Raw genomic sequence first — 24,658 nt, 5'->3', positions numbered from 1 at the left:
GCGGAACCGGCGCGCGATCGGTCAGCCGATCCGCACGGTGACGCCGGGTGACGACGGTGCGCCGTGCAGGATCAAGTGGCTCGCGACGTCGTCTTTCTTGTCGTTCTTCTTGCCGTTCTTGTTCTTGCCGGGCAGGTCGAAGGCCAGCCGGATCGTACTGGCGCGGCCGGGAGCCAGGCGCGCGGAGTCGTCGCCGGGCGGGTTGAGTTCGGCGGTGACCGCCGCGTCGGGTGGGACGGAGCGGCCGCCGGTGGTGACCAGCCGTTGATCGGCTACGACAAGGGTCTGTTCGCGGTCGGACACGTTGGTGACAGTCAGTGTCACGATCGTGTGGGAACCGGCCGCGGTTGTCGCGTCGGAGGCCACGCCGGTCACGGTGAAAGCGAAGTTTCCGTCGCGCACGGCAGGACCCGGATTCGCGGCCTGCCCGCCGGTCGAGGGCAGCGAAGCATCGGTCGACGTGGCGGCTTCGCTGGGCGTCGGACCCGCAACAGGTGCGGACCCGAAGTCGATGCCGCTTCCGAGCAGCCACAACCCCACCGCGGCGACGAGCGCCGCTCCGGCGGCGACGGGTATCCATCGGCGCAATCGATGATCGCGTCGCCCGGCCGGAGCGACAGCACGAACCTCGGCCGTCGGAGGCGTCGGGGTGGCGGCCGTCAGCATCCGAGTAGCCGGGTGGCCGGCCGGTGCCGCGGGACGCGTGACAGGCGGGGGCGGTAGCAATGGTGCGGACCGGGCCAGGGCAGCCGAGGCCGCCGCGGCGAAATTCCCCGCGCTGCTGTAGCGCGCGTCCGGCTCCTTGGCCATCCCCCGGGCTATGACGGCGTCGAGTGCGGCCGGGACGTCGCGGGCAACCCGCGCGGCACGCGGCGGTTCGCTCGTCAGGTGCGCGTGCATCTGCTGAGCCGGATCGCCTTCGCCGTAGGGCGGTTTCCCGGTGAGGGTTTCGTAGAGCACGCAGGCCAGCGAATAGATATCGGACCGGGCGTCGACCGTGCCGGTGAATCGCTCCGGCGCCATGTACCCCAGCGTGCCGACCACCAGCCCGGTAGCGGTGAGCGCGGTGCTGTCGGCGGCACGGGCGATACCGAAGTCGATCAGATACACGAAACCGCTGGTGTGCAGGAGGATGTTGCCCGGCTTCACATCGCGGTGCACGAGTCCGGCCGCGTGCGCGGCGTCCAGCGCCTCGGCGGCCTGGACGATGACGTCGACGGCCCGATCCGGTGGCAGCGCGCCCGATTTCAGGCGTGTGCCGAGGTCGACGCCCTCGATATAAGCCATCTCCAAGAACAGGTGGCCATCGACCTCGCCGAAGGCGTGGAGAGGCACGATGTGCGGGTTGCGTACCCGGGCGCCCAATCGCGCCTCGCGCTCGAAGCGCTGTCGATAGAGCGAATCGGCGGTGTACGCCGCGGACAGCACCTTGAGTGCGACGGCGCGCCCGGCGTGGTCGTGTGCCAACCACACCTCGCCCATGCCGCCGCGACCCAGCAAGCGTTCGAGAGAATAGTTCCCGAACGTGCCGCCGGGGCTCTGCACGACCATGCCTCGACCGTATCGCCGGGTTTCGTCGCCAGCGCAGGCGGGCCGGTCGCGCTGCACACGCTGTGGACGCGGAGCGTCCGGCGGCTCGGTCCGGCGGCTTCGTCTGGCGGCTTCGTTTGGCGGCTCGGTCCGGCAGCTCGGTCAGGCGTTGGTGGCGCGTTCGATGTCGGCGAGATGGGCGATATTGGCCCGGTCGCCGGGACTGGCGCTCGGTTCGGTGGTGAACCAGGCGTCGAGGATTTCGCGGAGTTCGGCGCTGGAGGTCGAACGCAGGCTCAGGGCCAGGACGTTGGCGTCGTTCCAGGTGCGGGCGCCCGCCGCGGTCGAGGCGTCCGCACAGAGCGCGGCGCGCACGCCGGGGACCTTGTTGGCCGCGATCGAGGCGCCGGTGCCGGTCCAGCAGCAGACGATCGCCTGGTCGGTGTGACCTCGGGCTACGTCACGGGCCGCCGCTTCGCTGGCCCATGCCCAGTCGTCCCGCTCCTCGGCGGACAGCGCGCCGTGCAGCACGATCTCGTGACCGCGCTTGCCCAGCTCGCCGATGAGTTCCTCGGCCACCCCGACCCGCTCGTCCGCCGCCACCGAGATCCGCATGCCCCCAGCGTAGTTGCCGCTTCGCCGTGTCGTCCCGCTTCGTGGTCGGCCTGGCATCGCCATCGAGCTATTGACAGCATCCTGTCAAATATGACAGCATACTGTCATGACCACGAAGACAGTGCACATGGCCGTTTACGACACCCTCGCCGACTGGGAGGTGGGTGCGGCCACCGCGCACATCAACAAGCCGAGCTGGCATCGGGAGCCGGGAACGTGGCAGGTGAAGACGGTGGGCCCGAGCGCGGAGCCGATCACCACGATGGGTGGGATGCGCATCGTGCCGGACGTCGTGCTCGCCGATCTCACGCCCGCCGACAGCGCGATGCTGATCCTGCCGGGGGCGGAGACCTGGGAGGGTGCGGAACTGGATCCGTTCACCCACAAGGCGCGCGAATTCGTGGCCGCCGGTGTCCCGGTCGCCGCGATCTGCGGCGCGACGTTCGGGCTGGCCAAAGCCGGGTTGCTCGATACCCGCAAGCACACTAGCAATGTCGCGGAATTCCTGCTCTACAGCGGGTATTCGGGCGCCGACCACTACGTCGAGGCGCCTGCCGTCACCGACGGCGACGTGATCACCGCCAGCGCGAGCGCGCCGTTCGAATTCGCGCGCGAGGTGCTCGGCCTGCTCGGCGTGTACGAGCCGCATGTACTGGACGGCTGGTACCGGTTGTTCGCGCACGCCGACCCGGCCGGATGGGCGGTGCTCGCGGAATACGACGCGCAGCATGCGTGAGCGAGAATCGTCGGTGATCCGCTCGGCCGGGTCACCGACGCGAATCTCGGGAGGTGCGGTATGACCGGCGAACAGGAGCTGTTCGCCACGGCGGCGATCACGTCGTTCCGTTTGAACGGCCAGTTCCTCGCGGTGGCCGAGGAACTGGCGCGACCGGCGGGTCTGACCGCCGCTTGGTGGCAGGTGCTCGGCGCGGTGTTGCGGACGCCGTTGCCGGTCGCCGGGATCGCCCGCGAGATGGGCATCACCCGTCAGAGCGTGCAGCGCATCGCGGATCTGCTGGTGGACAAGGGGCTTGCCGAATACCGTCCCAACCCAGCCCATCGCCGAGCGAAACTCGTCGCAGTCACCGACGCGGGCCTGGCCGCGGTCCGCCGCATCGACCCGCAGCACAAGGTGATGTCCGAACGGCTCGTGGACGAACTCGGCCTCGAGCAGCTCGCGCTCACGGTCGAGGTGCTCACCAAGCTGTCCGCGGCGATGGAGGCGATCACCGCGGACGCCCCGCTCAGTCCGTGAACGGGGACTTCGTCTTACCGATCAGGTCGGCGACGGAGTCGACGACCATGGTCGGGCGGTAGGGGTAGGCCTCGAAGGACGCGCGGGTGGAGATGCCCGAAGTGACCAGGATGGTGCGCATGCCCGCTTCCAGGCCGGAGATCACGTCGGTGTCCATCCGGTCGCCGATCATCACCGTCGACTGGGAGTGGGCGCCGATACGGCGCAGCGCCGAGCGCATCATCAGCGGGTTCGGCTTGCCGACGTAGTACGGGTCACGACCGGTGGCGCGGGTGATCAGCGCGGCCACCGAGCCGGTCGCGGGCAGTGAGCCGTCCCGGGACGGCCCGGTCGGGTCCGGGTTGGTCGCGATGAAACGGGCGCCGCGCTCGACCAGCCGGATCGCGGTGGTGATCGCCTCGAAGGAGTACGTGCGGGTCTCGCCGAGGACGACGTAGTCCGGGTCGCTGTCGGTCAGCACGTAGCCGATTTCGTGCAGTGCGGTGGTGAGCCCGGATTCGCCCACCACGTAAGCGGTTCCGTTGGGACGCTGATCGTTCAGGAAGGTGGCGGTGGCCAGCGCGGAGGTCCAGATCGCTTCTTCCGGGATGTCGAGCCCGGTGTGGCGCAGCCGCGCCTGCAGATCGCGCGGGGTGCGGATCGAATTGTTGGTCAGCACGAGGAACGGCGTCTCATTGGCGCGCAGTTCGGCGAGGAACTTGTCGGCGCCCGGGATGAGGTGGTCCTCGTGCACCAGCACGCCGTCCATATCGGTCAAGTAGGACAGGATCGGCTCGTCGTCTGCGGTCACGCGGCCATTATCCGCTATCACTGCGTGACCGAAACCGGAACGACCGGTATGTGCAGGTGGCCGCTCGCATTGCTGCGCCGGCGAAACATTTCCGCCGGGGGTGGTGTTCTCCTGCTGTGGCCGGTCCAGCGAGCCCCGTGACCGCGCCGCTACGAAGATCATCCGCGCCAGGCCGTCGGCGCGGAGGGCGGCAGGGTTGGCTACTGTCGAGGACGGATCGCGATGGCGGCGAAACGAAACGCGAGGAGCGTGGCAGATGAGCGAACTCAAGCTCGGATACAAGGCATCGGCGGAGCAGTTCGGTCCCCGTGAACTCGTCGAGATCGCGGTGCTGGCCGAGGAACACGGCCTGGACAGCGCCACCGTGAGCGACCACTTCCAGCCGTGGCGGCACAAAGGCGGGCACGCGCCCTTCTCGCTGGCCTGGCTGGCCGCGGTCGGCGAGCGCACGAAGCGCATTCAGCTCGGCACCTCGGTGCTCACCCCGACGTTCCGCTACAACCCGGCGGTGATCGCCCAGGCCTTCGCCACCATGGGCTGCCTGTACCCGGACCGCGTCATGCTCGGGGTCGGCACCGGTGAGGCGCTCAACGAGATCGCCACCGGATACACCGGCGAATGGCCCGAATTCAAGGAGCGGTTCGCGCGCCTGCGGGAGGCCGTCGACCTGATGCGCGCGCTGTGGACCGGCGACCGCGTCGACTTCGACGGCCAGTACTACAAGACCGTCGGCGCCTCCATCTACGACGTGCCCAAGGGCGGCATCCCGATCTACGTCGCCGCGGGCGGTCCGCTGGTCGCGCGGTACGCCGGCCGTGCGGGCGACGGGTTCATCTGCACCTCGGGCAAGGGCATGGACCTCTACACCGAGAAGCTGCTGCCCGCCGTCGCCGAGGGCGCGGCGAAGGCAGGTCGCAGCGTCGACGGCATCGACCGGATGATCGAGATCAAGCTCTCCTACGACACCGATCCGGAACTGGCCAGGGAGAACACCCGGTTCTGGGCCCCGCTCTCGCTCACCGCGGAGCAGAAGCACAGCATCACCGATCCGATCGAGATGGAGACCGCCGCCGACGCGCTGCCGATCGAGCAGATCGCCAAGCGCTGGATCGTCGCCAACGACCCCGACGAAGCCGTCGCCCAGATCAAGCCCTACCTCGACGCCGGCCTCAACCACCTGGTCTTCCACGCCCCCGGCCACGACCAGCGCCGCTTCCTCGACCTCTTCCAACGCGACCTGGCCCCCCGCCTGCGCGCCCTGTCCTGACGTCCACGACTGGCACACACGCAGAGGTCTGCTCGACCGATGCCGCAGTGGTGTGCCACTCGTGGGTCACGCCCGCTGGAGGGCGAAGATGCGGAGGTCGCGGGTGGTGCGGGTGCGGTAGGCGGCGTAGGCGCCGGTGATGTCGACGAAGCGCTCGAAGATGGCGTCCTTGTCGGGGTCTTCGACGGGAGTGGCGGTTACTCGGATGCGTTCACCCGCGATGGCCACCGTCGCGGTCGGGTTCGCCAACAGATTGGCGGTCCAGGCCGGGTGGTGGGCTTGGCCGAAATTGCTGCCGATCACGTAGAGCGTGTCGCCGTCGTGCACGTACAGCAAGGGTTGGGTGCGCGGTTGCCCGGACTTGCGGCCGATGGTGGTGAGCAGGATGACCGGCGCGCCGATCGGGCCGAGCAGGGTGTACTTGGCGTCGGTGCGTTCCAGGACCGCCCGGTCCAGCGGGGTGATGGCGCGGACGAGCCGGGACCCGGCCTTGGTAGCCGCAAATCTACTTGCCGTGCGGGCGAATAGGTTGGTGCGCGAACCCCACTGCCGATCCGGAAAATGCTCAGCCATGCCCGGACTATAGCGGCGCGGGAGACGGGCCACGGCGGCTTCAGCCGCTGTCCGCGGCGAGGAGGGCCGAGACCGCGCTCTGCGTTGCGGCCGGGCGACGCTCTGCCGCACGGCCGGTGACGAGGCTCGCACGCGCCGCTCGGTTGCCCCTGGTTCACTAAGCTCTCGGACATGGCCGACAACGCTCCATCCGCCGTGTACATCGCCTCGCCCGAAGGCGACACCGGTAAGTCGACGGTGGCCCTCGGGGTACTGCAGATGCTGTGCGCGACGACCGCGCGGGTCGGAGTGTTCCGCCCGATCACGCGCTCGACCACCGAGCCCGACTACATCCTCGAGTTGCTGCTCGAGCACAGTACGGCCGACATCGACTACGCGCAGGCGATCGGCACCACCTACGAGCAAGTGCACGCCGACCCGGACGCGGCGATCAGCGAGATCGTTCTGCGCTTCCACGAGGTCGCCAAGCTGTGCGACGCGGTGGTCGTCGTCGGCAGCGACTACACCGACGTGGCCAGCCCCAGCGAGCTGCGTTTCAACGCGCGGATCGCGGTCAATCTGGGCGCTCCGGTGCTGCTGGTGGTCCGCGGCGCGGACCGCACCCCGGACGAGGTGCGGCAACTGGCCGAACTGTGCGCCTCCGAGCTGGCCCACGAGCACGCGCAGCTGGTCGCGATCATCGCCAACCGCTGTGAGCCGCAGCGCTTGGACGAGGTGGCCGCGGTGCTGGGCGCGCTGGACGTCCCGTCCTGGACGCTGCCCGAGGTCCCCCTGCTGATCGCGCCCACCATGGCCGAGCTGTGTACCGCCATCGGCGGCGAGATGTACAGCGGCGACCCGGAATTGCTGCACCGCGAGGCGCTGAAGATCATGGTCGGCGGCATGACGGCCGAGCACATCCTGGAACGGCTGGTCGAGGGCGTCGTGGTGATCGCGCCGGGCGATCGGTCCGATGTGCTGCTCAGCGTCGTGAACGCGCATGAGGCGGAAGGCTTTCCGTCGCTGTCGGGCATCATCATGAACGGTGGCCTGCTGCCGCATCCCGCGGTGGCGCGGCTGATGACCGGTCTCAAGCCGAAGCTGCCGATTCTCACCACCGATCTCGGTACCTACGACACCGCGGGCGCGGCCTACCGCACCCGTGGCCGGATGTCCGCGGGCAACCCGCGCAAGGTCGACACGGCGCTGGCCTTGATGGAGGAACGCGTCGACGCGGTGGAGCTGTTGCGGCGCATCGACGTTCCACCCAGCTCGGTGATCACGCCCCAGATGTTCGAATACCAGCTGATCGAGCGCGCGCGAGCCGATCGCAAGCGCATCGTGCTGCCCGAAGGCGACGACGACCGCATCCTGCGCGCGGCCGGACGGGTGCTCCAGCGCAAGATCGCCGATCTGGTCATCCTCGGCGACGAGACGACCGTGCGCGCCCGCGCCGCCGAGCTCGGGGTGGACATCTCCGCCGCCGAGGTGCTCGACCCGCGCAGCTCCGGCTACCTGGACGAGTTCGCCGCCGAGTACGCCGAACTGCGCAAACACAAGGGCATGACGGTGGAGCGGGCCCGCGAAACCGTGGCCGACATCTCGTATTTCGGCACCATGATGGTGTACAAGGGGATCGCCGACGGCATGGTCTCCGGCGCGGCGCACACCACGGCGCACACCATCCGGCCGTCGTTGGAGATCATCAAAACGGTGCCGGGTGTCGCCACCGTCTCCAGCGTGTTCCTCATGTGCCTGGCCGACCGGGTGCTCGCGTACGGCGATTGCGCGGTCGTGCCGGACCCGACGGCACAGCAGCTGGCCGACATCGCGGTCTCCTCCGCGGCGACCGCCGAACGCTTCGGCATCGAACCCCGGGTCGCGATGCTGTCGTATTCGACCGGTGAATCGGGCAGCGGCGCGGACGTGGACAAGGTGCGCGTCGCGACCAAGCTGGTGCGGGAGCGCACGCCGGAGCTTCCGGTGGAGGGGCCGATCCAATACGACGCCGCGATCGAACCGACCGTCGCCGATACCAAGCTGCCCGATTCCGAGGTCGCCGGGCGCGCGACCGTATTCGTGTTTCCCGATCTCAATACCGGCAACAACACCTATAAGGCGGTGCAGCGCAGCGCGGGCGCTATCGCGATCGGACCGGTGCTGCAAGGCTTGCGCAAGCCGGTCAACGATCTGTCCCGCGGCGCACTGGTGGCCGACATCGTCAACACCGTGGCGATCACCGCCATCCAGGCGCAGGAGGGCTGATGCGGGCGCGAGTGTGGCGGCCCCGCCGGGTGCGGTCGCCGCGCGGGATACAGGAGGCGTGATGAGCGAGACGGCCGAGGGCATGGTGCTGGTGATCAATTCCGGCTCTTCGTCCATCAAATACCAGCTCCTGGATCCGGATTCGGGTGTGGTGGCGGCCTCCGGGATCGTGGAGCGCATCGGCGAGGACGACAGCGTGATCCAGCATCGCGCCGACGGCGAGACCACCGAGCGCCGCGAGCCGATCGCCGACCACACCGCCGGGTTGCGGCTGGTCTTCGAGATGTTCGCCGCGACGGGCCACGATCTGCAGCGGGAGGGTGTGCGGGCGGTCGGGCACCGCGTGGTGCACGGCGGCGAGGTGTTCTACCGGCCCACCCTGATCGATGACGGCGTGTCCGCCGCGATATCGGACCTGTCCGCGCTGGCGCCGCTGCACAACCCGGCCAACCTCGCCGGAATCGAGAGCGCGCGTGCGCTGTTGCCGGACGTGCCGCAGGTCGCCGTGTTCGACACGGCCTTCTTCCATGGGCTGCCTGCCGCTGCCAAGACCTACGCCATTGATGCCAAAGTGGCCGCCGCGCACGGCATCCGGAAGTACGGATTCCACGGGACCTCGCACGAGTACGTGTCCGGCCGGGTGGCCGAACTGCTCGGGCGCGACCCGGGTGAGCTGAACCAGATCGTCTTCCATCTGGGCAACGGCGCGTCGGCTTCGGCCATCCGCGGCGGGCATCCGGTGGACACCAGCATGGGCCTCACCCCTTTGGAAGGTCTGGTGATGGGCACCAGGCCGGGTGATCTCGATCCCGGCATCGTCGCGCATCTCGCGCGGTCCGCGCACCTGGACATCGATCAGATCGACGCGCTGCTCAACCGGGATTCCGGCATCAAGGGCCTGTCCGGCGTGAACGATTTCCGCGAACTGCGGCGCCTCATCGAGAGCGGGGACGAAGCCGCCCGGCTGGCCTACGACGTGTACGTCCATCGGCTGCGGCGCTATCTCGGGGCGTACCTGATCGAACTCGGTGGCGTCGACGCGATCACCTTCACCGCCGGGGTCGGGGAGAACAGCCCGCGGGTTCGCGCCGACGCCCTGGCGGGCCTGGCCCGCTTCGGCATCGAGGTCGACCCGGCGGCGAACACGGCGGAAAACCGTGCCGCACGGCGGATCTCCCCGCCGGACGCACCGGTCGCGGTGCTCGTGGTGCCCACGAACGAGGAACTGGCCATCGCCCGTGCCGCGCGGCGGGTGGTCGACCGGCTCGACTAGATCCAGGTCTTCGCGCGAATCGAATTGGCCAGGTCGACGAGGGCGTATCGATGCTTGCGGTCGGGCGCCCCGCGAGCCAGGGTGCGCAGATTCTTCTCGGTGCGCGCCCTCAGTTCGCGTTCGGTGAACGGCGCGCCGAACAGCGTGGCATCGGGGCGCTTCGGCACGTTGCCCGCCTGCAGCCACGCCAAGGCGGCGCCGAGCACCAGCACCCGCATCTGGACCGCGCGACTCTCGCCCGCGGGCAGGCTGCGCACCCGCGATGCCGAGATGTGCAGGGTGGCCTCGTCGAGTTCGGCCACCGGCGCGGCGGTGAGCATGAGCAGTACGGCGGTCATCCGCGCGGTGGTGAAATGCCGCGACGCGGCGGGCACTGCGTCCAGCGCCTGGACGGCCTGGTTCACCCGGCCGTCCGTGGCCAGTTGCCTGGCCAGCCCGAAGGCGGCGCTCACCACGGTGCGGTCGGTGCGCCAGACGGTCTCGTACGCCTTTTCCGCGTAGGCGCGCCACTGTTCGGGGTCCGCCGAATCCCAGTGCTGCAGAACGAGTTCGGCGGTGGCGGCGAGTGCGAGCTGGGGGGCGAGCTCGCCGGGGAGCACCCGGAAGACTTCATCGAAATTGGTGAACGCGCGCTCGTACTCCCGGTCGAGCAATTGGGCCATACCGCGATACCAGCTCACCCGCCACTCCCGTTGGGGTAGCCGGGCGAGCAGATCCAGGACCGTGGCCGACTCGCGCAGATCGAGCCGCACGCGCGCCTCGGCGAGAGTGAGTTCCAGATCGAGCGTTTCCGGGGCGTTGGCGGGATCGGTGTCGGCTCGATCGCGGGCGTTGCGCAGTGCCTCCAGCGCGTGCTCGGGCTCGGGATGCACCGCGGCCGAGAGCAGGGGCGCGGACGGCTCGGCCGGATCGAGCAGCGGGATCGGCAATGCCGCCACCACATCGAGTGCGTCGAGCAAGCTGCTGCGCGGCCGGCCGTCGGCGTAGGCGTCGGTCTGACTGATCAGCTCCTCGGTGCCGAAGCTCGCCCGGGGCGGAGTGAATACGGTGGACAGCTGCGGGTGCTCGGTCTCGGTCTCCAGCGCGAGGATCTTGCGCAGCACGCCCGACAGCTGGGCCGACATCGCGCGGGCGGAGGGGAAGCGGCGCTGGGGATCCGGATCGGTGGCGCAGAGCAGCAGACGGTGGAAGGACTCGTAGCGCGCCAGCACCGGTTCGTCGGCCGGGTCGGGCAGACCGTCGAGATAGCGCCCGTGCTCCGAAGGCATGTTCAGCGTGAGCACGGCCAGCGTGCGCCCCACCGTATAGATGTCCGAGGCGACGGTCGGGCCGGTACGCGCGACTTCCGGGGCTTGGAAGCCCCTGGTGCCGTACAGGTTTCCGTACGCCTCGATGGTGGCGACGGCGCCGAGGTCGATGAGTTTGACCTGGTCCTCGGTGACCATGATGTTGTCCGGCTTGAGGTCGTTGTAGGTCAGCCCGGTCGAGTGCAGGTAGTCCAGCGCGGGCAGGATCTCCAGCAGGTAGGCGATCGCCTCGGGGACCGGCATGCGCTTCGGGCGTTCGTAGGCGTCGAGGATGTCGCGCAGCGACCGGCCGCCCACGTACTCCATGACGATGTAGCCGACCGGTGTGCCGTCCGCGCCGGTGTGCTCGACGAAGTTGTAGATCTTGACGATGCTGGGATGCGCCACCTCGGCGAGGAACTGGCGCTCGGCCATGGCGACCGCCTGCGCTTCGGCGTCCCCGCTGTGCAGCAGGCCTTTCAGCACGACCCAGCGGTCGCTGACGTTGCGGTCGATCGCCAAGTAGATCCAACCGAGTCCGCCGTGGGCGATGCAGCCTTGGATCTCGTACTGTCCCGCCACCATCTCGCCGGGGTGCAGCGTGGGGCGGAAGTCGAACGGCACGTCGCAGGTCGCGCAGGTGCCCGCCGTGGTCGCGGGCCTGGTCGCCGTCGCCCGGCCGACCGGTTTGCCGCAGCGCCAGCAGAATCGCCTGCCCTCGGAGACCACCGCGTCGGTGAGGACGGCGTCGCGAGGGTCCGCCGGCGTCACGGTCGGGATCGGAACCAGTCCCGCACCGAGCCGCCGCACCGCGGGCCGGGTCCGCGCGGTGCGCACACTGCGGCCGGAGGTGCGCAATGGGGCGGACGTGGGTTCGGACGTCGCTCGTCGAGTCCCGTCCTGCTCTTCGTCCTCGGTGTACGACGTCGTCCCCGGTGCGTCTGCCGCCACCGTGCCGGGACCGTCGTCGCCGGTGGAGCGGGTCGGTTCCGCGGCATCCCGGTTCGCGTCGGGCGGCGGTGTTTCCTGACGTCCGGGCGGGTCGAGGGCTCCCGGGACCGCGCCCGCGGCGGTGTCCGTACGCCTCACCTGCATGCGGGTCGCGTCCGGGTCTTCTTCCGCTGCTCGAGCGCTCGATTCGGCGTTACCCGGTGTGCCGGGTTCGCTTGCCTCGTCGTCTCCGGACGATGTCGCTCTCGGGGAATCTCGGTCGGCCGACCTTCGCGGTTCCTGGTCCCCACCAGTCGTGTCGGCGTCCCGGTTCCACACGACCGTGCCGAATGACGATTCCGTGCGGCCGACCTGCATGCGGGTGGCGTCCCGGTCCTCCGCGGGTACCGGGTTCGGTTCGCTCCGGCCGGGCGGCCCGGTGGGGCTGTCGTCCGCGCTCACGGTCGGCTCGTAGTCTCCGCGCGGTCCTTTCGGGATGGCGCCACCCGGGCGATGGCCGGCCGACCCGAGGAGTCCGCCCTCGAACACGTCGGCCGTACCGGGCCGTCCCGTGGCGGTCTCGTCCGGGTCGGGCTCGGGGGCGGGCCGTGTGCTCATTCGCCCGTCAGTCCTGATAGGTGGGGGCGGGCGGGGCGGGAACGGGGCCGAGCGAGGGAAGGTATCGCTGGTATAGACCGACCCACGTGCCGTCATTGCGGATGCGTTCCAGCGTGCCGTTGACGAAACGGACGAGATCGTCGTTGCCCTTGGGGATGCCGATGCCGTACGGCTCCTCGCTGATGCTGCCGCCGACCAATTCGGTGTACGGGTCCTGCGCGGCCAGGCCGGCGAGAACGGCGTCGTCGGTGCTGACCGCGTCCACCTGGCGCTGCTGCAGGACGACCAGGCAGTCGGCCCAGCTCGGCACGGTGAGGATGGTCGCGGCGGGCTGGTCGCGGCGAATGTGCTCCAGCGACGTGGTGCCGGAAACGATGCACACCCGTCGACCGGCGAGATCGGCCAGACTGCGGATACCGGAGTTCTTCACCGCGAGCACTCGCTGGTTCGCGTGCAGATAGACGGTGGAGAAGGCGACCTTCTCGCGGCGCTCGCAATTGATCGTCATGGTCTTGGCGACCAGGTCGACGGTGCGGTTCTGCAACGCCGCCTCACGTTCGGCGGAGCCGAGGCTGCGGAACTCGATCAGATCCGGGCTGCCGAGCAGGTCGCGGGCCACCTCCCTGGCGATGTCGGCGTCGAAGCCGACGATGGCGCCGGAGACCGGGTCGCGGTAGCTGAACAGGTTGCTGCCGGTGTCCAGGCCGACGAGCAGCCGGCCGCGCGCCCGGATCGCATCGATCGTCGGGCCCCGCGCGGCGGCCCCCGCTCCGCTGGGACGCAGGCTGGCGGTCGGGTCTCCGCATCGCGGTGTGCCCGGCGGCGGCAGCGGGACGGGCGAATCGGTGAACACCGGAACGGCTTTGGCGGGCAGCGGCGGATCGGTGTAGACGGGCGACTTGGTCGGCGCAGGCGCGCTGGAATCGCTCGTACAGCCGCTCGCCAGCGCCGTCGCCACCAGGACGGCCACCAGAATGCCACGCGCGGATCTCATCGGTACTCCCGAAGCCGGGGCCACATGCCCAGTCCCACATAGCATGCGGCCAGGATGCCGAGCACCATCGCTCCGGCGCCGAGGAAGTCCAGTACGCGCGCCGCCTGGGAGATCTCGTCGCGCAGCGTGTCCCTGGTCGCGGTGATACCTTGCTCGAGCGAACGGTCCAGCGCCTCCACCTGCACGGTGGCGTCGGCGGCGCCGGGACCGGTCGCCACCACGGCCGCGCTGTTGAAATCGCCCTTGGCCAGCGCGTCGTTCATGCGCTGATGCGCCACCCGCCAGCGAGCCAGCGCCGGAACGGCGTTGCGTACCTCGCCCGCCGCCGGCGCGGAATCGGGATAGTTGCCGAGCAGATCGGCCAGCCGCTCGATGTCCGCGTCGTAGGTGCGGTCGTAGTCGCCGGTGGCGTCCCGGCGCACCAGTTTCAACGTCTCCGCGGCGCGCGCCTGCTGCGCCAGGATCCGGCTCTCGGTCAGCCGTGAGGAGGGCACCGCGCCGTCGTCGCGGGCGCTGATCATCGACGTCGCCGACACCGAGCCCGCGATCACCGTCCACGCCAGCAGGATCAGCATGGCCGCCGACGCGAGCAGCAGGCCCGGATTGAGCACTCGCCGCCAGCGGTGCGCCAGATCCCGCTGCACCCAGACCAGCACGCCGAGGGTGAGGATGAGCAGGCCGATCGCGGACCACGGTGGGCGCACGTGGTTGCGCTGCGCGTCGGTGACCGCCGCCGAGCGATGATTGTGTAATTCCTCGGCCATCGGTAGCAGCGTCGTCTGCATCTGGTTGGACGCCTCACTCAAATACGCGGCCCCGACCGGATATCCGCTGCGATTGTTCGTTCGTGCGGTTTCCACCAGACCCGAGTACACCGGAAGGCCGGTAACTATGCCGGTGCGCAGCCGGGCATCCGGATCCATCCCCGCGTTCGGCCCGACGGCGCGGTCGGATTGGGTCACCAACTCCGCGGCCGCCTCGCCCATGGCTTGGGTGTAGCGGTCGCGCACCGCCTGCGGTTCCAGCCCGCCCGCGATGAAGGCGGTGCTGGCGGCGGCGTCGGCGATCGACAGCGAGGTGTAGAGCCGATGTGCCGAGTGCGCGTCCGGCTCGGTGTCGTAGAGCAGCACGTCCAGGCCCTGCTGCCGGTCACCCACCGTCGCGGCGGTGACCGAACCCGCGGCCAGGCACAGGCCGATGAGCAGCAGGCCGAGCGCGATCAGCCGCCCCGGTGAGGAATTGGCGAACGAACGCAGGTTGGCCAGGTCGAGACGTTCGCGCACCACCGCGACGCTCAGCCCGCCCGGAATGTCCCGACCGGCGGGCTCGGGCGCGGACGACGGCCGGATTTCGGCCGTCGTCGGCTCGGAGCTAGCCATGTCCACCTCCCCAGTTTGGGCCGCCTGCGCGGATTTCTCGACGGCTGGACCGAGAATCCGATCGACCCGTGCGTGTTGGTGCGGAGTTTATTGTGGTCGTACGGGCGCCGCGGCGTGTGAAACACCCCCGGTTGGGAGGAAACAGGGGTGGGGCACTGCCGTAGCTGGACGAGGATAGGTACGAGATGCGTGGTGACGGTGACGGTTGGTCGCGTGGCCCGGACGGATTGCGGCACTGGGGTCGCTTCGGCGCCGCCGGACTTCTCCTGCGCGCTCCGCTCGCCGGTGGCGGCTCGGCGGTGCTGCTGCAACACCGCGCTCCCTGGAGTCATCAGGGCGGTACCTGGGCGTTGCCCGGCGGGGCGCGCGACAGTCACGAGACGCCGGTGCACGCGGCGGTCCGCGAGGCGTGGGAGGAGGCGGGCATCGAGCCCGCCGACGTCCGGGTCCGCGGCGAGCGGGTGACGGCGTCGGCCCTGAGCGGCTGGACCTACACGACCGTCGTCGCCGACGCGGTCATGACCCTCCCGACCACCGGCAATCGCGAGAGCACCGAATTGGCCTGGATTCCCGAGGAGGAGGTCGAGGCCCGTCCGCTGCATCCCGGCTTCGCCGCGTCCTGGCCGACGCTGCGCGCCGCGCCCGCGCGGGTGCTGCTCGCCGAGATCGGTGACGACCGCGCGGTGGCCGCCGCGCTGCCGCGCACGCTCGACCTCGCCGACCTCGGTTTCGTTTGGCTGCATTCGGATCCGGCCGGGCCGGGCGATTACGCCAGGATCGTCGACGAGCCGGGCACGCAGGTCGCGGAGCCCGCGTCGAACGGAACCACGGCGGTGGAGACCGCGCTTTCGTTCACCCGCGGGCAGGTGCTTTCCTGACCGCTGTTTTCCTGAGCGAGGCGTTCACGCGTTCGCCAGCAGCGCCGTTTTCAGCTCGCGCGCCGCGGCCTCCGGATCGCGCGCCTCGGTGATCGCGCGCACCACGACGACCCGCTTCGCCCCGGCTTCCAGCAGTTGCGCGAGGTTGTCGGCGTTGATCCCGCCGATGGCGAACCACGGCCGGGTGGGATGGGCCTCCGCGGTCGAGCGGACCAGTTCGGGGCCCGCCGCCTGCCTGCCGGGTTTGGTGGGCGTGGCCCAGATGGGGCCGGTGCAGAAGTAATCGATGTGCTCATCGATCGCGGCGAGCCCGGCCTGCGCGCGATTGTGTGTGGATCGTCCGATCACCACGTCGGGCCCCAGGATCCGGCGCGCGTACCAGGGCGGGAGGTCGCCCTGCCCGAGATGGAGCACGTCGGCGCCCGAGGCGAGCGCGATGTCCGCGCGGTCGTTCACCGCGACCAGCCCGCCGTGCCTGCGCGCGGCGGCCTTCAGTTCGGCGAGCGCGCCGAGTTCGGCCTTGGCCTCCAGCGGGCCGAATTTCGCCTCGCCCGGCGAGCCTTTGTCTCTCAGCTGGATGATGTCGACTCCGCCAGCGAACGCCGCCTCGGCGAACTTGGCCAGATCGCCCTTCTCCCGGCGTGCGTCGGTGCAGAGATACAGCCGCGCGTTCGCCAGACGCTCCCGCGGCGAGGCGGGTCGATTCGGGTGGGAGGGTTGCACGCCTTCGACGGTAGCCGCGCTACCGTGGGGATGCGAAACAGGAGGCAGGTGGATCGGATGCGGACTCTGGCCGTCGTCGGTGGCGGCGCCGTCGGGCTCGCCGTGGCCTGGCGGGCCGCCGAGGCCGGTTGGTCGGTCACCCTGTTCGATCCGGCCGTCGCGACCGGCGCGGCCGGCGCTTCCTGGGTGGCCGGGGGCATGCTCGCACCGCTGTCGGAGGGCTGGCCCGGCGAGGAGCGGGTGCTCGCGTTCGGCGCCGCCTCGCTGGCCCGCTGGCCCGAGTTCGCCGCCCGGCTGGAGGCCGCGACCGCGGTGCCGGTCTTCGTGGCCGACGAGACCATGACCGTCGCGCTGGACGCGGCCGATGCCGCCGACCTGCGCACCGTGGCCGACTGGGTCGGCGAACACGGGCACGAGCTGCGTGTTCTGGACCGCGCCGGAGTTCGGGAGCGGGAACCGAGCCTGGCCAGGACGGTGCGCGCGGGGCTGCTCGCACCCACCGAACCCGCGGTCGACAATCGCAAGCTCGTCGGCGCGCTGCGGCAGGCGGCCGTGGCGGCGGGCGTCACGGTGCGCGCCGAATCCGTAGACTCGCTGACGGAACTTCCGCACGACCAGGTCGTGCTCGCCGCCGGGGCCGCTTCGGCGGCGTTGTGGCCCGAGCTGCCGGTCCGCCCGGTCAAGGGTGAGATTTTGCGCCTGCGACAGCGGCCCGGGGTCGCACCCGCGCCGCGCAGGGTGATCCGGGCACGGGTGCACGGACGGCCGGTGTATCTGGTGCCGCGCGCGGACGGGATCGTCGTCGGCGCCACGCAATACGAAGCGGGTTTCGACACCGCGGTGACCGTCGCGGGCGTTCGCGACCTGATCGCCGACGCGGAGGCGGTGTTCCCAGGCATCGGCGAATACGAACTCGCCGAGGCGAGTGCAGGTTCCCGCCCGGGCAGTCCGGACAACCTGCCGCTGATCGGCCGGCTCACCGACCGGATCGTCGCGGCCACCGGACACGGCCGCAACGGCATGTTGACACTGCCGCTCACGGTGGACGCGGTGGCGAGCCTGCTCGGCGGGGCAACGCTGCCCGAAGCGGAAGTAGCCGACCCGCAACGCTTTTCGACGACTGTAGGAGGAAGCCGATGACGCTGTCATCCGTTCCCATCGGTGTCACGGTGAACGGCGACGAGCACGAGTTCGCCGAGCCGCTCACCGTGCGCGAGTTGCTGGACCGCCTCGGCCTGCCGTGCCGGGGTGTCGCGCTCGCGGTGGACGGCGCCGTGTTTCCCAAGTCGCGCTGGGACGAACCGGTCGGGCGCGGCTGGCAGATCGAGGTGCTGACGGCGGTCCAAGGTGGCTGAGGCAGCGACGGCATTCGGGCGGGCCGACGCCCCGCTGCGGATCGCCGACCGTGAGTTCGGTTCCCGCCTGATCATGGGCACCGGCGGCGCGGAGAACCTCGCGGTGCTGGAGGAGGCGCTGATCGCCTCCGGCACCGAGCTGACCACCGTGGCCATGCGGCGCATCGACGCCGCGGGCGGCACCGGCGTGCTCGACCTGCTGAAGCGGCTGGACATCGCGCCCCTGCCGAACACGGCGGGTTGCCGCACCGCGGCCGAGGCGGTGCTCACCGCGCAGCTGGCGCGCGAGGCGCTGGACACCGACTGGGTGAAGCTCGAGGTGGTCGCCGACGAGCGCACCCTGCTGCCGGACCCGATCGAATTGCTCACCGCCGCCGAACAACTCGTCGACGACGGGTTCGTCGTGCTGCCCTACACCAATGACGACCCGGTCCTGGCCCGCCGCCTGGAGGACGCGGGCTGCGTGGCGGTGATGCCGCTGGGCGCGCCCATCGGCACCGGCCTCGGCATCGGCAATCCGCACAACATCGAGATGATCGTCGCGGACGCGAAGGTCCCGGTCATCCTGGACGCGGGCATCGGCACCGCGAGCGACGCCGCGCTCGCCATGGAACTGGGCTGCTCGGCTGTGCTGCTGGCCACCGCCGTGACCAGGGCGCACCGTCCCGAATTGATGGCCGCCGCCATGGCGGACGCGGTTCGCGCCGGATACGCCGCCCGGTTGGCCGGGCGCATCCCGAAACGGTTCTGGGCGCAGGCGTCGTCACCGGCGCTGTGACGGGCCGAACCGCGTCACACGGCAAGCTCAGCCGTTGACGAAGGTGAGGCTCGTCGCGTCGTAGCGGGTGCCCGCGACCTGCTCGGGCGGGGCGGCGGCCTCGATGGCGGCGAGGTCGTCGGGGGACAGCTCGAGGGTCGACGCCGCGAGGTTCTCCTCCAGATACCGCTGCCTCCGGGTGCCGGGGATCGGCACCACGTCCTCGCCCCGGTGCTGCACCCACGCCAACGCCAGTTGACCCGCGGTGACTCCCTTCGCCGCGGCCAGCTCGTTCAGCTTCGCGACGATCGCCAGGTTCCGTTCGAGATTGCCCTCGGCGAAACGCGGCTGGCTGCGCCGCACGTCGGTTTCCGCCAGCCCCTCGACCGAGCTGTAGCGGCCGGTCAGGAATCCGCGCCCGAGCGGAGAGAACGGGACCAGGCCGATGCCGAGTTCCCGGCAGACCGGGGCGATCTCCGCCTCCAGATCCCGGGTCCACAGCGACCACTCGCTCTGCAACGCGGCGATCGGATGCACCGCGTGCGCCCGCCGGATGGTCTGCGCGCCGGCCTCCGACAGCCCGAGGTAGCGGACCTTCCCGGCCTGGACCAGCTCGGCCATCGCGCCGACGGTCTCCTCGATCGGCACCTCCGGGTCCACCCGGTGCAGGTAGTAGAGGTCGATGTGGTCGACACCGAGCCGATCCAGCGATGCCTCGCAAGCCTGCCGCACGTAAGCGGCGTCGCCGCGGATCCGGGTGGCCTCACCGAGGCGGTTGGCGAAGCCGAACTTCGTGGCCAGGACCACCTCGTCACGACGGCCCGCGATGGCCCGCCCGATCAACTCCTCGTTGTGCCCGGCACCGTAGAAGTCGGCGGTGTCCAGCAAGGTCACCCCCAGGTCGAGGGCGTGGTGCAGCGTCGCGATCGACTGCGCGTCGTCCGCGGCGCCGTAGGCGTGACTCATCCCCATGCACCCGAGCCCCTGCGCGGAGACCGTCAGTTCGCCCAGCTGCCGAGTGGAAATATCGATCATGCTGCTACCTCCTGCATTTCGGATTCGGTCGGCCCCGACGCTAGGTCCTGGAGCGCACTCCATGTCAACCGCGCGAATGCCGTCACCGATGTGCACGGCGGGAAGGGACCGCACCGAAGCGCGGCGAAGAGCAGAAGATCGCGCTGGTGCCCGTCGTCGCCGACGAGGGGCCGTCGCCTGGAGCCGACCAACTCCGCCGTGCCGACCGGCGCGGACATCAGCTACGCGGGTGACCAGTACCGCCTGCGGCGCGCGGGCCAGGCAGCAGGCATCGGCGCTGCGCTCGGCTACTTCACTCCGGTACCCGACGAAATCGACAACCCGCGCCCAGCCGCGTAATGCCCCGCGAGTGGCACATGGTGGAGAGGTCTTCTCGCACTTCGCCGCAATCATGTGCCACTCGCGGTCTCGGATGTCAGGGGTGGGTGGGGGTACGTCGGTTGTGGCGGGAGCGCGCCAGTTCGTATGCGGTGCGGAGGAGTTCGCGGGTGGGGGTGGTGGTCCGCGGGCCCGGGTTTACGATTGCGAGCCAACCGGCGGATTTGTAGACCGGGTGGGGGATGACCGTATCTGTCGCGCTCGGATCGTGGTGGGGGGATGGTTCGCGCGGGGTGTGGCCGGTCCACTGGATGAAGGCTTCTTTGCCTGCATTGATGTTGACGCGGAAGGTGTCCGGGCGGTCCAGGTGGGATTCCTCGTCGCCCGGGTAGTTCTTCGTGACGATCGTCGCGAAGGGTTGGGTCGTCGTCGGTACGACGCCGTCGGGTGAGTAGTAGAAGAACTTATCGCCCCAGCTGATCTCCGGTGAGCCGTCGCCGGGGCCGGGGGTGAGGGTTAGGACTCCGTCGAGGGCGGAGACGAATCCGATGATCTCGTCGATGGTCATGTGCTCCAGCGTTTCATTAAGGTGCTTGTGGAGACTTCGAGCGAGATGTACAGGGAAATCAGGTGGAAACTCGCAACTCGACAATGCGCACGGTCGATGTGGCGCGGCGTGCCGGGTACTCCGTGCAGCAGATACGCAACCTAGAGCGCGATGGCGTTCTGCCTATGGCGATACGCACCGCCACGGGCTATCGCAGATACGGCGAGCCGCACTTGCGTTCCGCGCTCGCCTACCGAGCGCTGGCAGCGGGTGTCGGCCCGGTCGAAGCCAAGCGAATCGTTCGTGCCGTCCACGAAGGACCGTTCGCCCAGGTGCTCGCCCTGCTCGACGCGGCACACGCCCGGCTGGACCGGGAGCGCACCGATCTGGAACTCGCCCGGCGGGCGGCGGCGGCGATCTCCGCCGAGCCGCTCGCCGACGTGCGCCCGTCGGATGCGATGAACGTGTCCGAACTCGCCGCCGCGCTGGGCGTGCGCCCTTCGACCTTGCGGCACTGGGACGCCGAGGGGCTCGTCGTCCCGGATCGTGTCTCCGCCCAGGGAACGAGGCGGTACTCGCCCGCTCAGGTCCGGGACGCCCGGATCGTCCACCAGCTCCGCAGCGCCGGATACCGCGTCGACATGCTGCGCAGACTGCTGCCCGGCCTGCCGCGCGGCGAGCGGTCCCAGGACGTGACCGCCGCGCTGGCAGCCCGCGACGCGAACATCACGGCCCGCTCGCGTGCCCTCCTCGACGCGGCGGCGGCGCTCGGCGCCGTGCTCGCTCTCGTGGCGGATCCGGCGGCGAGTCCTGACCGGATGGGGGATGCCCCTGGAGCGCCGGAGGCGGACTCGGGGGCCGCCCTCATCCTCGAGGATGATCCGACTCGCCACTAATTACCGACGCGCACCGACGCGATTTACGGAATGCTGGGCGGCATGATCGAGCTGAGAGGCCTGACCAAGCACTACGGGCAAACCGTAGCGGTGCAGGATCTGACCTTCACCGTTCGCCCCGGACAGGTGACGGGGTTCCTCGGGCCGAACGGCGCGGGCAAGTCGACCACCATGCGGATGATCCTCGGCTTGGACAAACCCACCTCGGGCACGGCGCTGATCCAGGGCAAGCCGTACCACGAACTGGACCATCCGCTGCGCACCGTCGGCGCGCTGCTGGACGCGAAGTGGGTGCATCCGAACCGCTCCGCGCGCGCCCATCTGGAGTGGATGGCCGCGTCCAACGACATCGCCAAGTCCCGGGTGGAGGAGGTGCTGCGGCTGGTCGGCCTGTCCGAGGTGGCGGGCAAGTCCGCGGGCGGCTTCTCCCTGGGCATGTCGCAGCGCCTCGGCCTGGCCGGCGCGCTGCTGGGCGACCCGCAGGTGCTGCTGTTCGACGAGCCGGTCAACGGCCTCGACCCGGAGGGCATCCTGTGGATCCGCCGGTTCATGCAGCGGCTGGCCGCCGAGGGCCGCACGGTGCTGGTCTCCAGCCATCTGCTGTCGGAGATGGCGCAGACCGCCGAGCACCTGGTGGTGATCGGGCGCGGCAAGCTGATCTCGGACTCGACCACTCAGGAGTTCATCGAACGCGCCTCCGAGCAGTCGGTGCGGGTGCGCAGCCCGCAGCTCGACCAGTTGCGCAGCGTGCTCACCTCGAACGGCATGACCGTCCGCGAGGACGGCGCGGGCACGGAGGGCCCCGCGCTGGTGGTGGCGAACGTGACCAGTGACGCGGTCGGCAAGCTGGCGGGCGCGAACGAGATCACGCTGTTCGAGCTGGCCCCGCAGCGCGCCTCGCTGGAAGAGGCGTTCATGCGGATGACCGGTGGGGCCGTGCAGTACCACGGCGAAGGCTTCGATCAGGTGATGGGAGGTGCGCTCTGATGGGCGTGCTGGCAGCGGAACGAATCAAGCTCACCTCCACCAGGTCGCCCTGGTGGTGCTCGGCGATCGTGGTCGCCTTGGCGCTCGGCATGGCCGCGCTGCTCGCCTCGGTGGCGCGCGCGTCCTACGGCACCGACGGCGCGATCGATCTGACCGTCTCCACCGCGGTGGCCGGCATCAGCGGCTTCGGCGTGATGGTCCTGATGATCATGGCGACCCTGACCGTGACCAGCGAATATCGCTTCGGCATCATCCGCACGACGTTCCAGGCCACGCCGCATCGGGCCAAGGTCATCCTGACCAAGGCCGGGCTGGTCGGCGTGTACGGTGCGGTGCTGACCTTCGTCCTGGTGTTCCTCGCCTACCTGGTGGCCAAGGCCCTCGGCGGTCCGGAAGCGGGCGCGTCGCTGACCCTGTCCAGCGCGGAGGACTGGCGCGAGGTCTACGGCATCCCGATCTACGCGTTCCTGTGCGTGCTGCTCGCGGTCGGCGTCGGCGTGCTGGTGCGCCAATCCGCCGCCGCGATCTCGCTGATCGTGCTGTGGCCGCTGCTCATCGAGGGCCTGCTCGGGGCGTTCGGCAGCTTCGGCCGCAATGTCACCCCGTTCCTCCCGTTCGCGAACGCGAACCACTTCTTCAGCTCCGCCGCGTCCACGGCCAACTGGCACTGGGGGCCTTGGGGCAGCCTGCTGTACTTCACCGCCTTCGTCGCGATCGTCTTCGGCGCGGCCCTGGTCGTGGTGAACCAGCGCGACGCCTGACCAGCTGCGAGGCAGCCGCCCAGCTACCCGAGTCGCCCTCCCTCGCCACTCGGGTGGTAGGGGCGCCGACCTTGTCGGGAGGTCCGGCGCTCCGCCCACCGCCCGCCACTGCCCGGCGGACGGTGCTGCGATCGGCCCGGTGCGAGAACTCGCACCGGGCCGATCGTGCGTGTGAACATCGAGGAAACTATGCCGCTCGCGGGTTCCGAGACCTGTTCTCGTCCGAGTAGCCTCGATTCAGCAACCAGCTCGTTATCCATCGCCGGGCCCGACGATGTGCTCGCGGAGGTTCGCAGCGGAGGTGGCAGATGGTGATGATCGGTAACACGTCCACGTCTGGTCGGCTGAGATACCCTCGGGGCGTGAGTGAAACACCTTCCGGCGGCGCCGAGCCGGGGTCGGGGGCGCAGGCCGAGGGAGGCGTACCGCCCGAGGTGGTCATTCCGTTGGAGCCGTCCGACGAGTTCGATCCTCCCCGCCGTCCTGGCGGCTTTCGTCGTGGCCAGCTGTCCGCGCTGGTGAGCGCGGCGAATCAGCGGGCGGATCTGATCGGCATGCTGCGCAAGGCGCGCCAGCAGTTGCCGGGTGATCCCGCTTTCGGTGACCCCTTGTCGGTTTCCGGGCCGGGCGGCGCGCGTGCGGTCGCGCGCGCGGCGGACAAACTGGTGGGCGATACACCCAGCGCGGCCCGTGAGATCGGTTTCGGCGCCTTGCAGGTCTGGCAGGCGGCGTTGGAGCGGGTCGGCCGCGGCAAGGGTAGCCAGGAAATAACTGTCATGTTCACCGACCTGGTGGCCTTCTCGCGCTGGTCGCTCTCGGCCGGTGACGAGGCCACTCTCGAACTGCTGCGCAAGGTGGCCAAGGCCATCGAGCCGCCGATCGCCGAGCGCGGCGGACAAGTGGTCAAGCGCATGGGCGACGGCGTGATGGCCGTGTTCCCCTCGGCGGACCGAGCGATACGCGCCGCCGTGACGGCAAGGCGCAACCTGGCCGACGTGCAGGTGCGTGGCTACACCCCGCAGATGCGGATCGGTTTGCACACCGGTTCTCCGCGGGAGATCGGGGGAGACTGGCTCGGCGTGGACGTCACGATCGCGGCCCGAGTCATGGAGGCGGGAGGCAACGGGAACACCATGCTGTCCGAGGCCACGCTGCAAGGGTTGCGGCCGGAGACGCTGGCGGAACTGGGCTTGGCGGTCAAACCGTATCGCCGCAGCTTCTTCGCGGCTCCGCTCAACGGCGTCCCCGAGGACCTGCGGATCTTCCGCCTGTCGAGGGCTTGAGCGGCTGCCTCGCCCTCGCTCGGCTCGCAGCCCCTATCCGAGCCACCAGGTCAGCGCGCCGCCCGCCGCCAGGAGGGCACAGACGCCCAGTGCTATAGACAGCGGCCGGGCTGTCTTCCAGGTGGTGTACGCGCCGCCGAGCAGGAAACCTGCGAGGGCGAACAGAATGATCACGGTCACGTCGCTGGACACTGTGCCCATCTTGCTCCAACCTGCTCGGTCACTGCCCTGCGGGTGAGTAAGTCGTTCACAAGTCAATTAACAAGCACGCATGCTTGCTTTTTTCTAGCCGCGGTGTGATGCTGGTCGCGGAACGCGGACTTCACGGGTGCGGCATGCGGCTCATCCTGACGGTTCGCCGTAC

25 protein-coding genes are annotated in these 24,658 nt (G+C 69.9%); 14 read left to right on the top strand and 11 right to left on the bottom strand.

The genetic code is table 11. From position 1 onward, the window contains the following. Positions 1-21 precede the first annotated feature (21 nt). Together IU450_RS01660 and IU450_RS01655 are read right to left on the bottom strand one after the other, a co-directional pair. Positions 22-1,551: a serine/threonine-protein kinase gene (locus tag IU450_RS01660; protein ID WP_195147999.1), complete on the bottom strand. Its 1,530-nt coding sequence runs from the start codon at positions 1,549-1,551 to the stop codon at positions 22-24. Between the two features lie 141 nt (positions 1,552-1,692). Further along, complete coding sequence (locus IU450_RS01655) at positions 1,693-2,145, bottom strand: RpiB/LacA/LacB family sugar-phosphate isomerase (protein WP_195147998.1); 453 nt, start codon at positions 2,143-2,145, stop codon at positions 1,693-1,695. A 106-nt stretch (positions 2,146-2,251) separates the two neighbouring features. Between IU450_RS01655 and IU450_RS01650 the strand changes: the two genes are divergently transcribed. Both IU450_RS01650 and IU450_RS01645 read left to right on the top strand, forming a co-directional pair. Then, positions 2,252-2,881, top strand: coding sequence for a type 1 glutamine amidotransferase family protein (locus IU450_RS01650; RefSeq protein WP_195147997.1), 630 nt, complete (start codon positions 2,252-2,254; stop codon positions 2,879-2,881). 60 nt (positions 2,882-2,941) lie between these two features. Continuing rightward, positions 2,942-3,400 (top strand): MarR family winged helix-turn-helix transcriptional regulator, encoded by a 459-nt coding sequence (locus IU450_RS01645; protein WP_195147996.1) that lies wholly within the window; start codon positions 2,942-2,944, stop codon positions 3,398-3,400. Here IU450_RS01645 and IU450_RS01640 read toward each other — a convergent pair. Continuing rightward, positions 3,390-4,148: an HAD-IIA family hydrolase gene (locus IU450_RS01640; RefSeq protein WP_195097703.1), complete on the bottom strand. Its 759-nt coding sequence runs from the start codon at positions 4,146-4,148 to the stop codon at positions 3,390-3,392. The two genes, IU450_RS01645 and IU450_RS01640, sit on opposite strands and share 11 nt — an antisense overlap. Before the next feature lie 298 nt (positions 4,149-4,446). On the opposite strand from IU450_RS01640, the gene fgd reads away from it, so the two are divergent. Then, the gene (gene fgd, locus IU450_RS01635) at positions 4,447-5,457 is read left to right on the top strand and encodes a glucose-6-phosphate dehydrogenase (coenzyme-F420) (RefSeq protein WP_195147995.1); all 1,011 of its coding nucleotides are present in this window, start codon (positions 4,447-4,449) and stop codon (positions 5,455-5,457) included. Between the two features lie 66 nt (positions 5,458-5,523). Here the strand turns inward: fgd and IU450_RS01630 are convergent, their stop codons facing one another. After that, entirely contained in the window at positions 5,524-6,030 is a 507-nt protein-coding gene (locus IU450_RS01630; protein ID WP_195147994.1) for a nitroreductase/quinone reductase family protein, read from the bottom strand. 171 nt (positions 6,031-6,201) lie between these two features. Between IU450_RS01630 and pta the strand changes: the two genes are divergently transcribed. Together pta and IU450_RS01620 are read left to right on the top strand one after the other, a co-directional pair. Further along, positions 6,202-8,274: a phosphate acetyltransferase gene (gene pta / locus IU450_RS01625; RefSeq protein ID WP_195147993.1), complete on the top strand. Its 2,073-nt coding sequence runs from the start codon at positions 6,202-6,204 to the stop codon at positions 8,272-8,274. A gap of 61 nt (positions 8,275-8,335) precedes the next feature. Then, complete coding sequence (locus tag IU450_RS01620; protein WP_195147992.1) at positions 8,336-9,547, top strand: acetate kinase; 1,212 nt, start codon at positions 8,336-8,338, stop codon at positions 9,545-9,547. Here IU450_RS01620 and IU450_RS01615 read toward each other — a convergent pair. The 3 genes from IU450_RS01615 to IU450_RS01605 are packed head-to-tail and all read right to left on the bottom strand — an operon-like array spanning position 9,544 to position 14,754. Next, the gene (locus tag IU450_RS01615) at positions 9,544-12,381 is read right to left on the bottom strand and encodes a serine/threonine-protein kinase (protein WP_228833897.1); all 2,838 of its coding nucleotides are present in this window, start codon (positions 12,379-12,381) and stop codon (positions 9,544-9,546) included. The genes IU450_RS01620 and IU450_RS01615 overlap by 4 nt on opposite strands. Positions 12,382-12,388: 7 nt before the next feature. Further along, entirely contained in the window at positions 12,389-13,375 is a 987-nt protein-coding gene (locus IU450_RS01610; protein ID WP_195147991.1) for a glutamate ABC transporter substrate-binding protein, read from the bottom strand. Beyond that, the gene (locus IU450_RS01605; RefSeq protein WP_195147990.1) at positions 13,372-14,754 is read right to left on the bottom strand and encodes a hypothetical protein; all 1,383 of its coding nucleotides are present in this window, start codon (positions 14,752-14,754) and stop codon (positions 13,372-13,374) included. The genes IU450_RS01610 and IU450_RS01605 overlap by 4 nt, the downstream gene beginning before the upstream one ends. A 185-nt stretch (positions 14,755-14,939) precedes the next feature. Here IU450_RS01605 and IU450_RS01600 point away from each other — a divergent pair, with 185 nt between their 5' ends. Continuing rightward, the gene (locus IU450_RS01600; RefSeq protein WP_195147989.1) at positions 14,940-15,632 is read left to right on the top strand and encodes an NUDIX hydrolase; all 693 of its coding nucleotides are present in this window, start codon (positions 14,940-14,942) and stop codon (positions 15,630-15,632) included. Positions 15,633-15,656: 24 nt separating this feature from the next. On the opposite strand, the gene thiE is transcribed toward IU450_RS01600, so the two are convergent. Continuing rightward, positions 15,657-16,355, bottom strand: a complete 699-nt coding sequence (thiE, locus tag IU450_RS01595; RefSeq protein ID WP_195147988.1) for a thiamine phosphate synthase — start codon at positions 16,353-16,355, stop codon at positions 15,657-15,659. A gap of 57 nt (positions 16,356-16,412) precedes the next feature. Between thiE and thiO the strand changes: the two genes are divergently transcribed. The 3 genes from thiO to IU450_RS01580 are packed head-to-tail and all read left to right on the top strand — an operon-like array spanning position 16,413 to position 18,488. Then, positions 16,413-17,495 (top strand): glycine oxidase ThiO, encoded by a 1,083-nt coding sequence (thiO, locus tag IU450_RS01590; RefSeq protein ID WP_195147987.1) that lies wholly within the window; start codon positions 16,413-16,415, stop codon positions 17,493-17,495. Further along, positions 17,492-17,710, top strand: coding sequence for a sulfur carrier protein ThiS (thiS, locus tag IU450_RS01585; protein WP_195147986.1), 219 nt, complete (start codon positions 17,492-17,494; stop codon positions 17,708-17,710). Before thiO ends, thiS begins: the two co-directional genes overlap by 4 nt. Next, complete coding sequence (locus tag IU450_RS01580) at positions 17,703-18,488, top strand: thiazole synthase (RefSeq protein WP_195147985.1); 786 nt, start codon at positions 17,703-17,705, stop codon at positions 18,486-18,488. The genes thiS and IU450_RS01580 overlap by 8 nt, the downstream gene beginning before the upstream one ends. A 27-nt stretch (positions 18,489-18,515) precedes the next feature. Here the strand turns inward: IU450_RS01580 and IU450_RS01575 are convergent, their stop codons facing one another. Further along, positions 18,516-19,502 (bottom strand): aldo/keto reductase, encoded by a 987-nt coding sequence (locus IU450_RS01575; RefSeq protein ID WP_195147984.1) that lies wholly within the window; start codon positions 19,500-19,502, stop codon positions 18,516-18,518. Positions 19,503-19,700: 198 nt separating this feature from the next. Between IU450_RS01575 and IU450_RS01570 the strand changes: the two genes are divergently transcribed. After that, positions 19,701-19,841: a hypothetical protein gene (locus IU450_RS01570; protein WP_195147983.1), complete on the top strand. Its 141-nt coding sequence runs from the start codon at positions 19,701-19,703 to the stop codon at positions 19,839-19,841. Positions 19,842-19,917: 76 nt separating this feature from the next. On the opposite strand, the gene IU450_RS01565 is transcribed toward IU450_RS01570, so the two are convergent. After that, positions 19,918-20,388, bottom strand: coding sequence for a DUF6194 family protein (locus IU450_RS01565; protein ID WP_195147982.1), 471 nt, complete (start codon positions 20,386-20,388; stop codon positions 19,918-19,920). An 83-nt stretch (positions 20,389-20,471) separates the two neighbouring features. On the opposite strand from IU450_RS01565, the gene IU450_RS01560 reads away from it, so the two are divergent. The 4 genes from IU450_RS01560 (at position 20,472) to IU450_RS01545 (ending at position 24,294) form a co-directional block, all read left to right on the top strand. Next, the gene (locus IU450_RS01560; protein ID WP_195148622.1) at positions 20,472-21,263 is read left to right on the top strand and encodes a MerR family transcriptional regulator; all 792 of its coding nucleotides are present in this window, start codon (positions 20,472-20,474) and stop codon (positions 21,261-21,263) included. Between the two features lie 42 nt (positions 21,264-21,305). After that, positions 21,306-22,250, top strand: coding sequence for an ABC transporter ATP-binding protein (locus tag IU450_RS01555; RefSeq protein WP_195147981.1), 945 nt, complete (start codon positions 21,306-21,308; stop codon positions 22,248-22,250). Next, entirely contained in the window at positions 22,250-23,011 is a 762-nt protein-coding gene (locus tag IU450_RS01550; RefSeq protein WP_195147980.1) for an ABC transporter permease, read from the top strand. The genes IU450_RS01555 and IU450_RS01550 overlap by 1 nt, the downstream gene beginning before the upstream one ends. Positions 23,012-23,373: 362 nt before the next feature. Then, positions 23,374-24,294 carry an adenylate/guanylate cyclase domain-containing protein gene (locus IU450_RS01545; RefSeq protein WP_416382824.1) on the top strand — a complete coding sequence of 307 codons (921 nt, stop codon included), beginning with the start codon at positions 23,374-23,376 and terminating at the stop codon, positions 24,292-24,294. A 33-nt stretch (positions 24,295-24,327) separates the two neighbouring features. On the opposite strand, the gene IU450_RS01540 is transcribed toward IU450_RS01545, so the two are convergent. Next, complete coding sequence (locus tag IU450_RS01540; protein ID WP_195147979.1) at positions 24,328-24,495, bottom strand: hypothetical protein; 168 nt, start codon at positions 24,493-24,495, stop codon at positions 24,328-24,330. Positions 24,496-24,658 lie beyond the last annotated feature (163 nt).

The organism is Nocardia abscessus (genome assembly GCF_015477775.1).
Classification (GTDB): domain Bacteria; phylum Actinomycetota; class Actinomycetes; order Mycobacteriales; family Mycobacteriaceae; genus Nocardia; species Nocardia abscessus_A.
The sequence above is the reverse complement of the archived record's forward strand: the minus strand, read 5'-3'. Positions and strand labels throughout refer to the sequence as shown.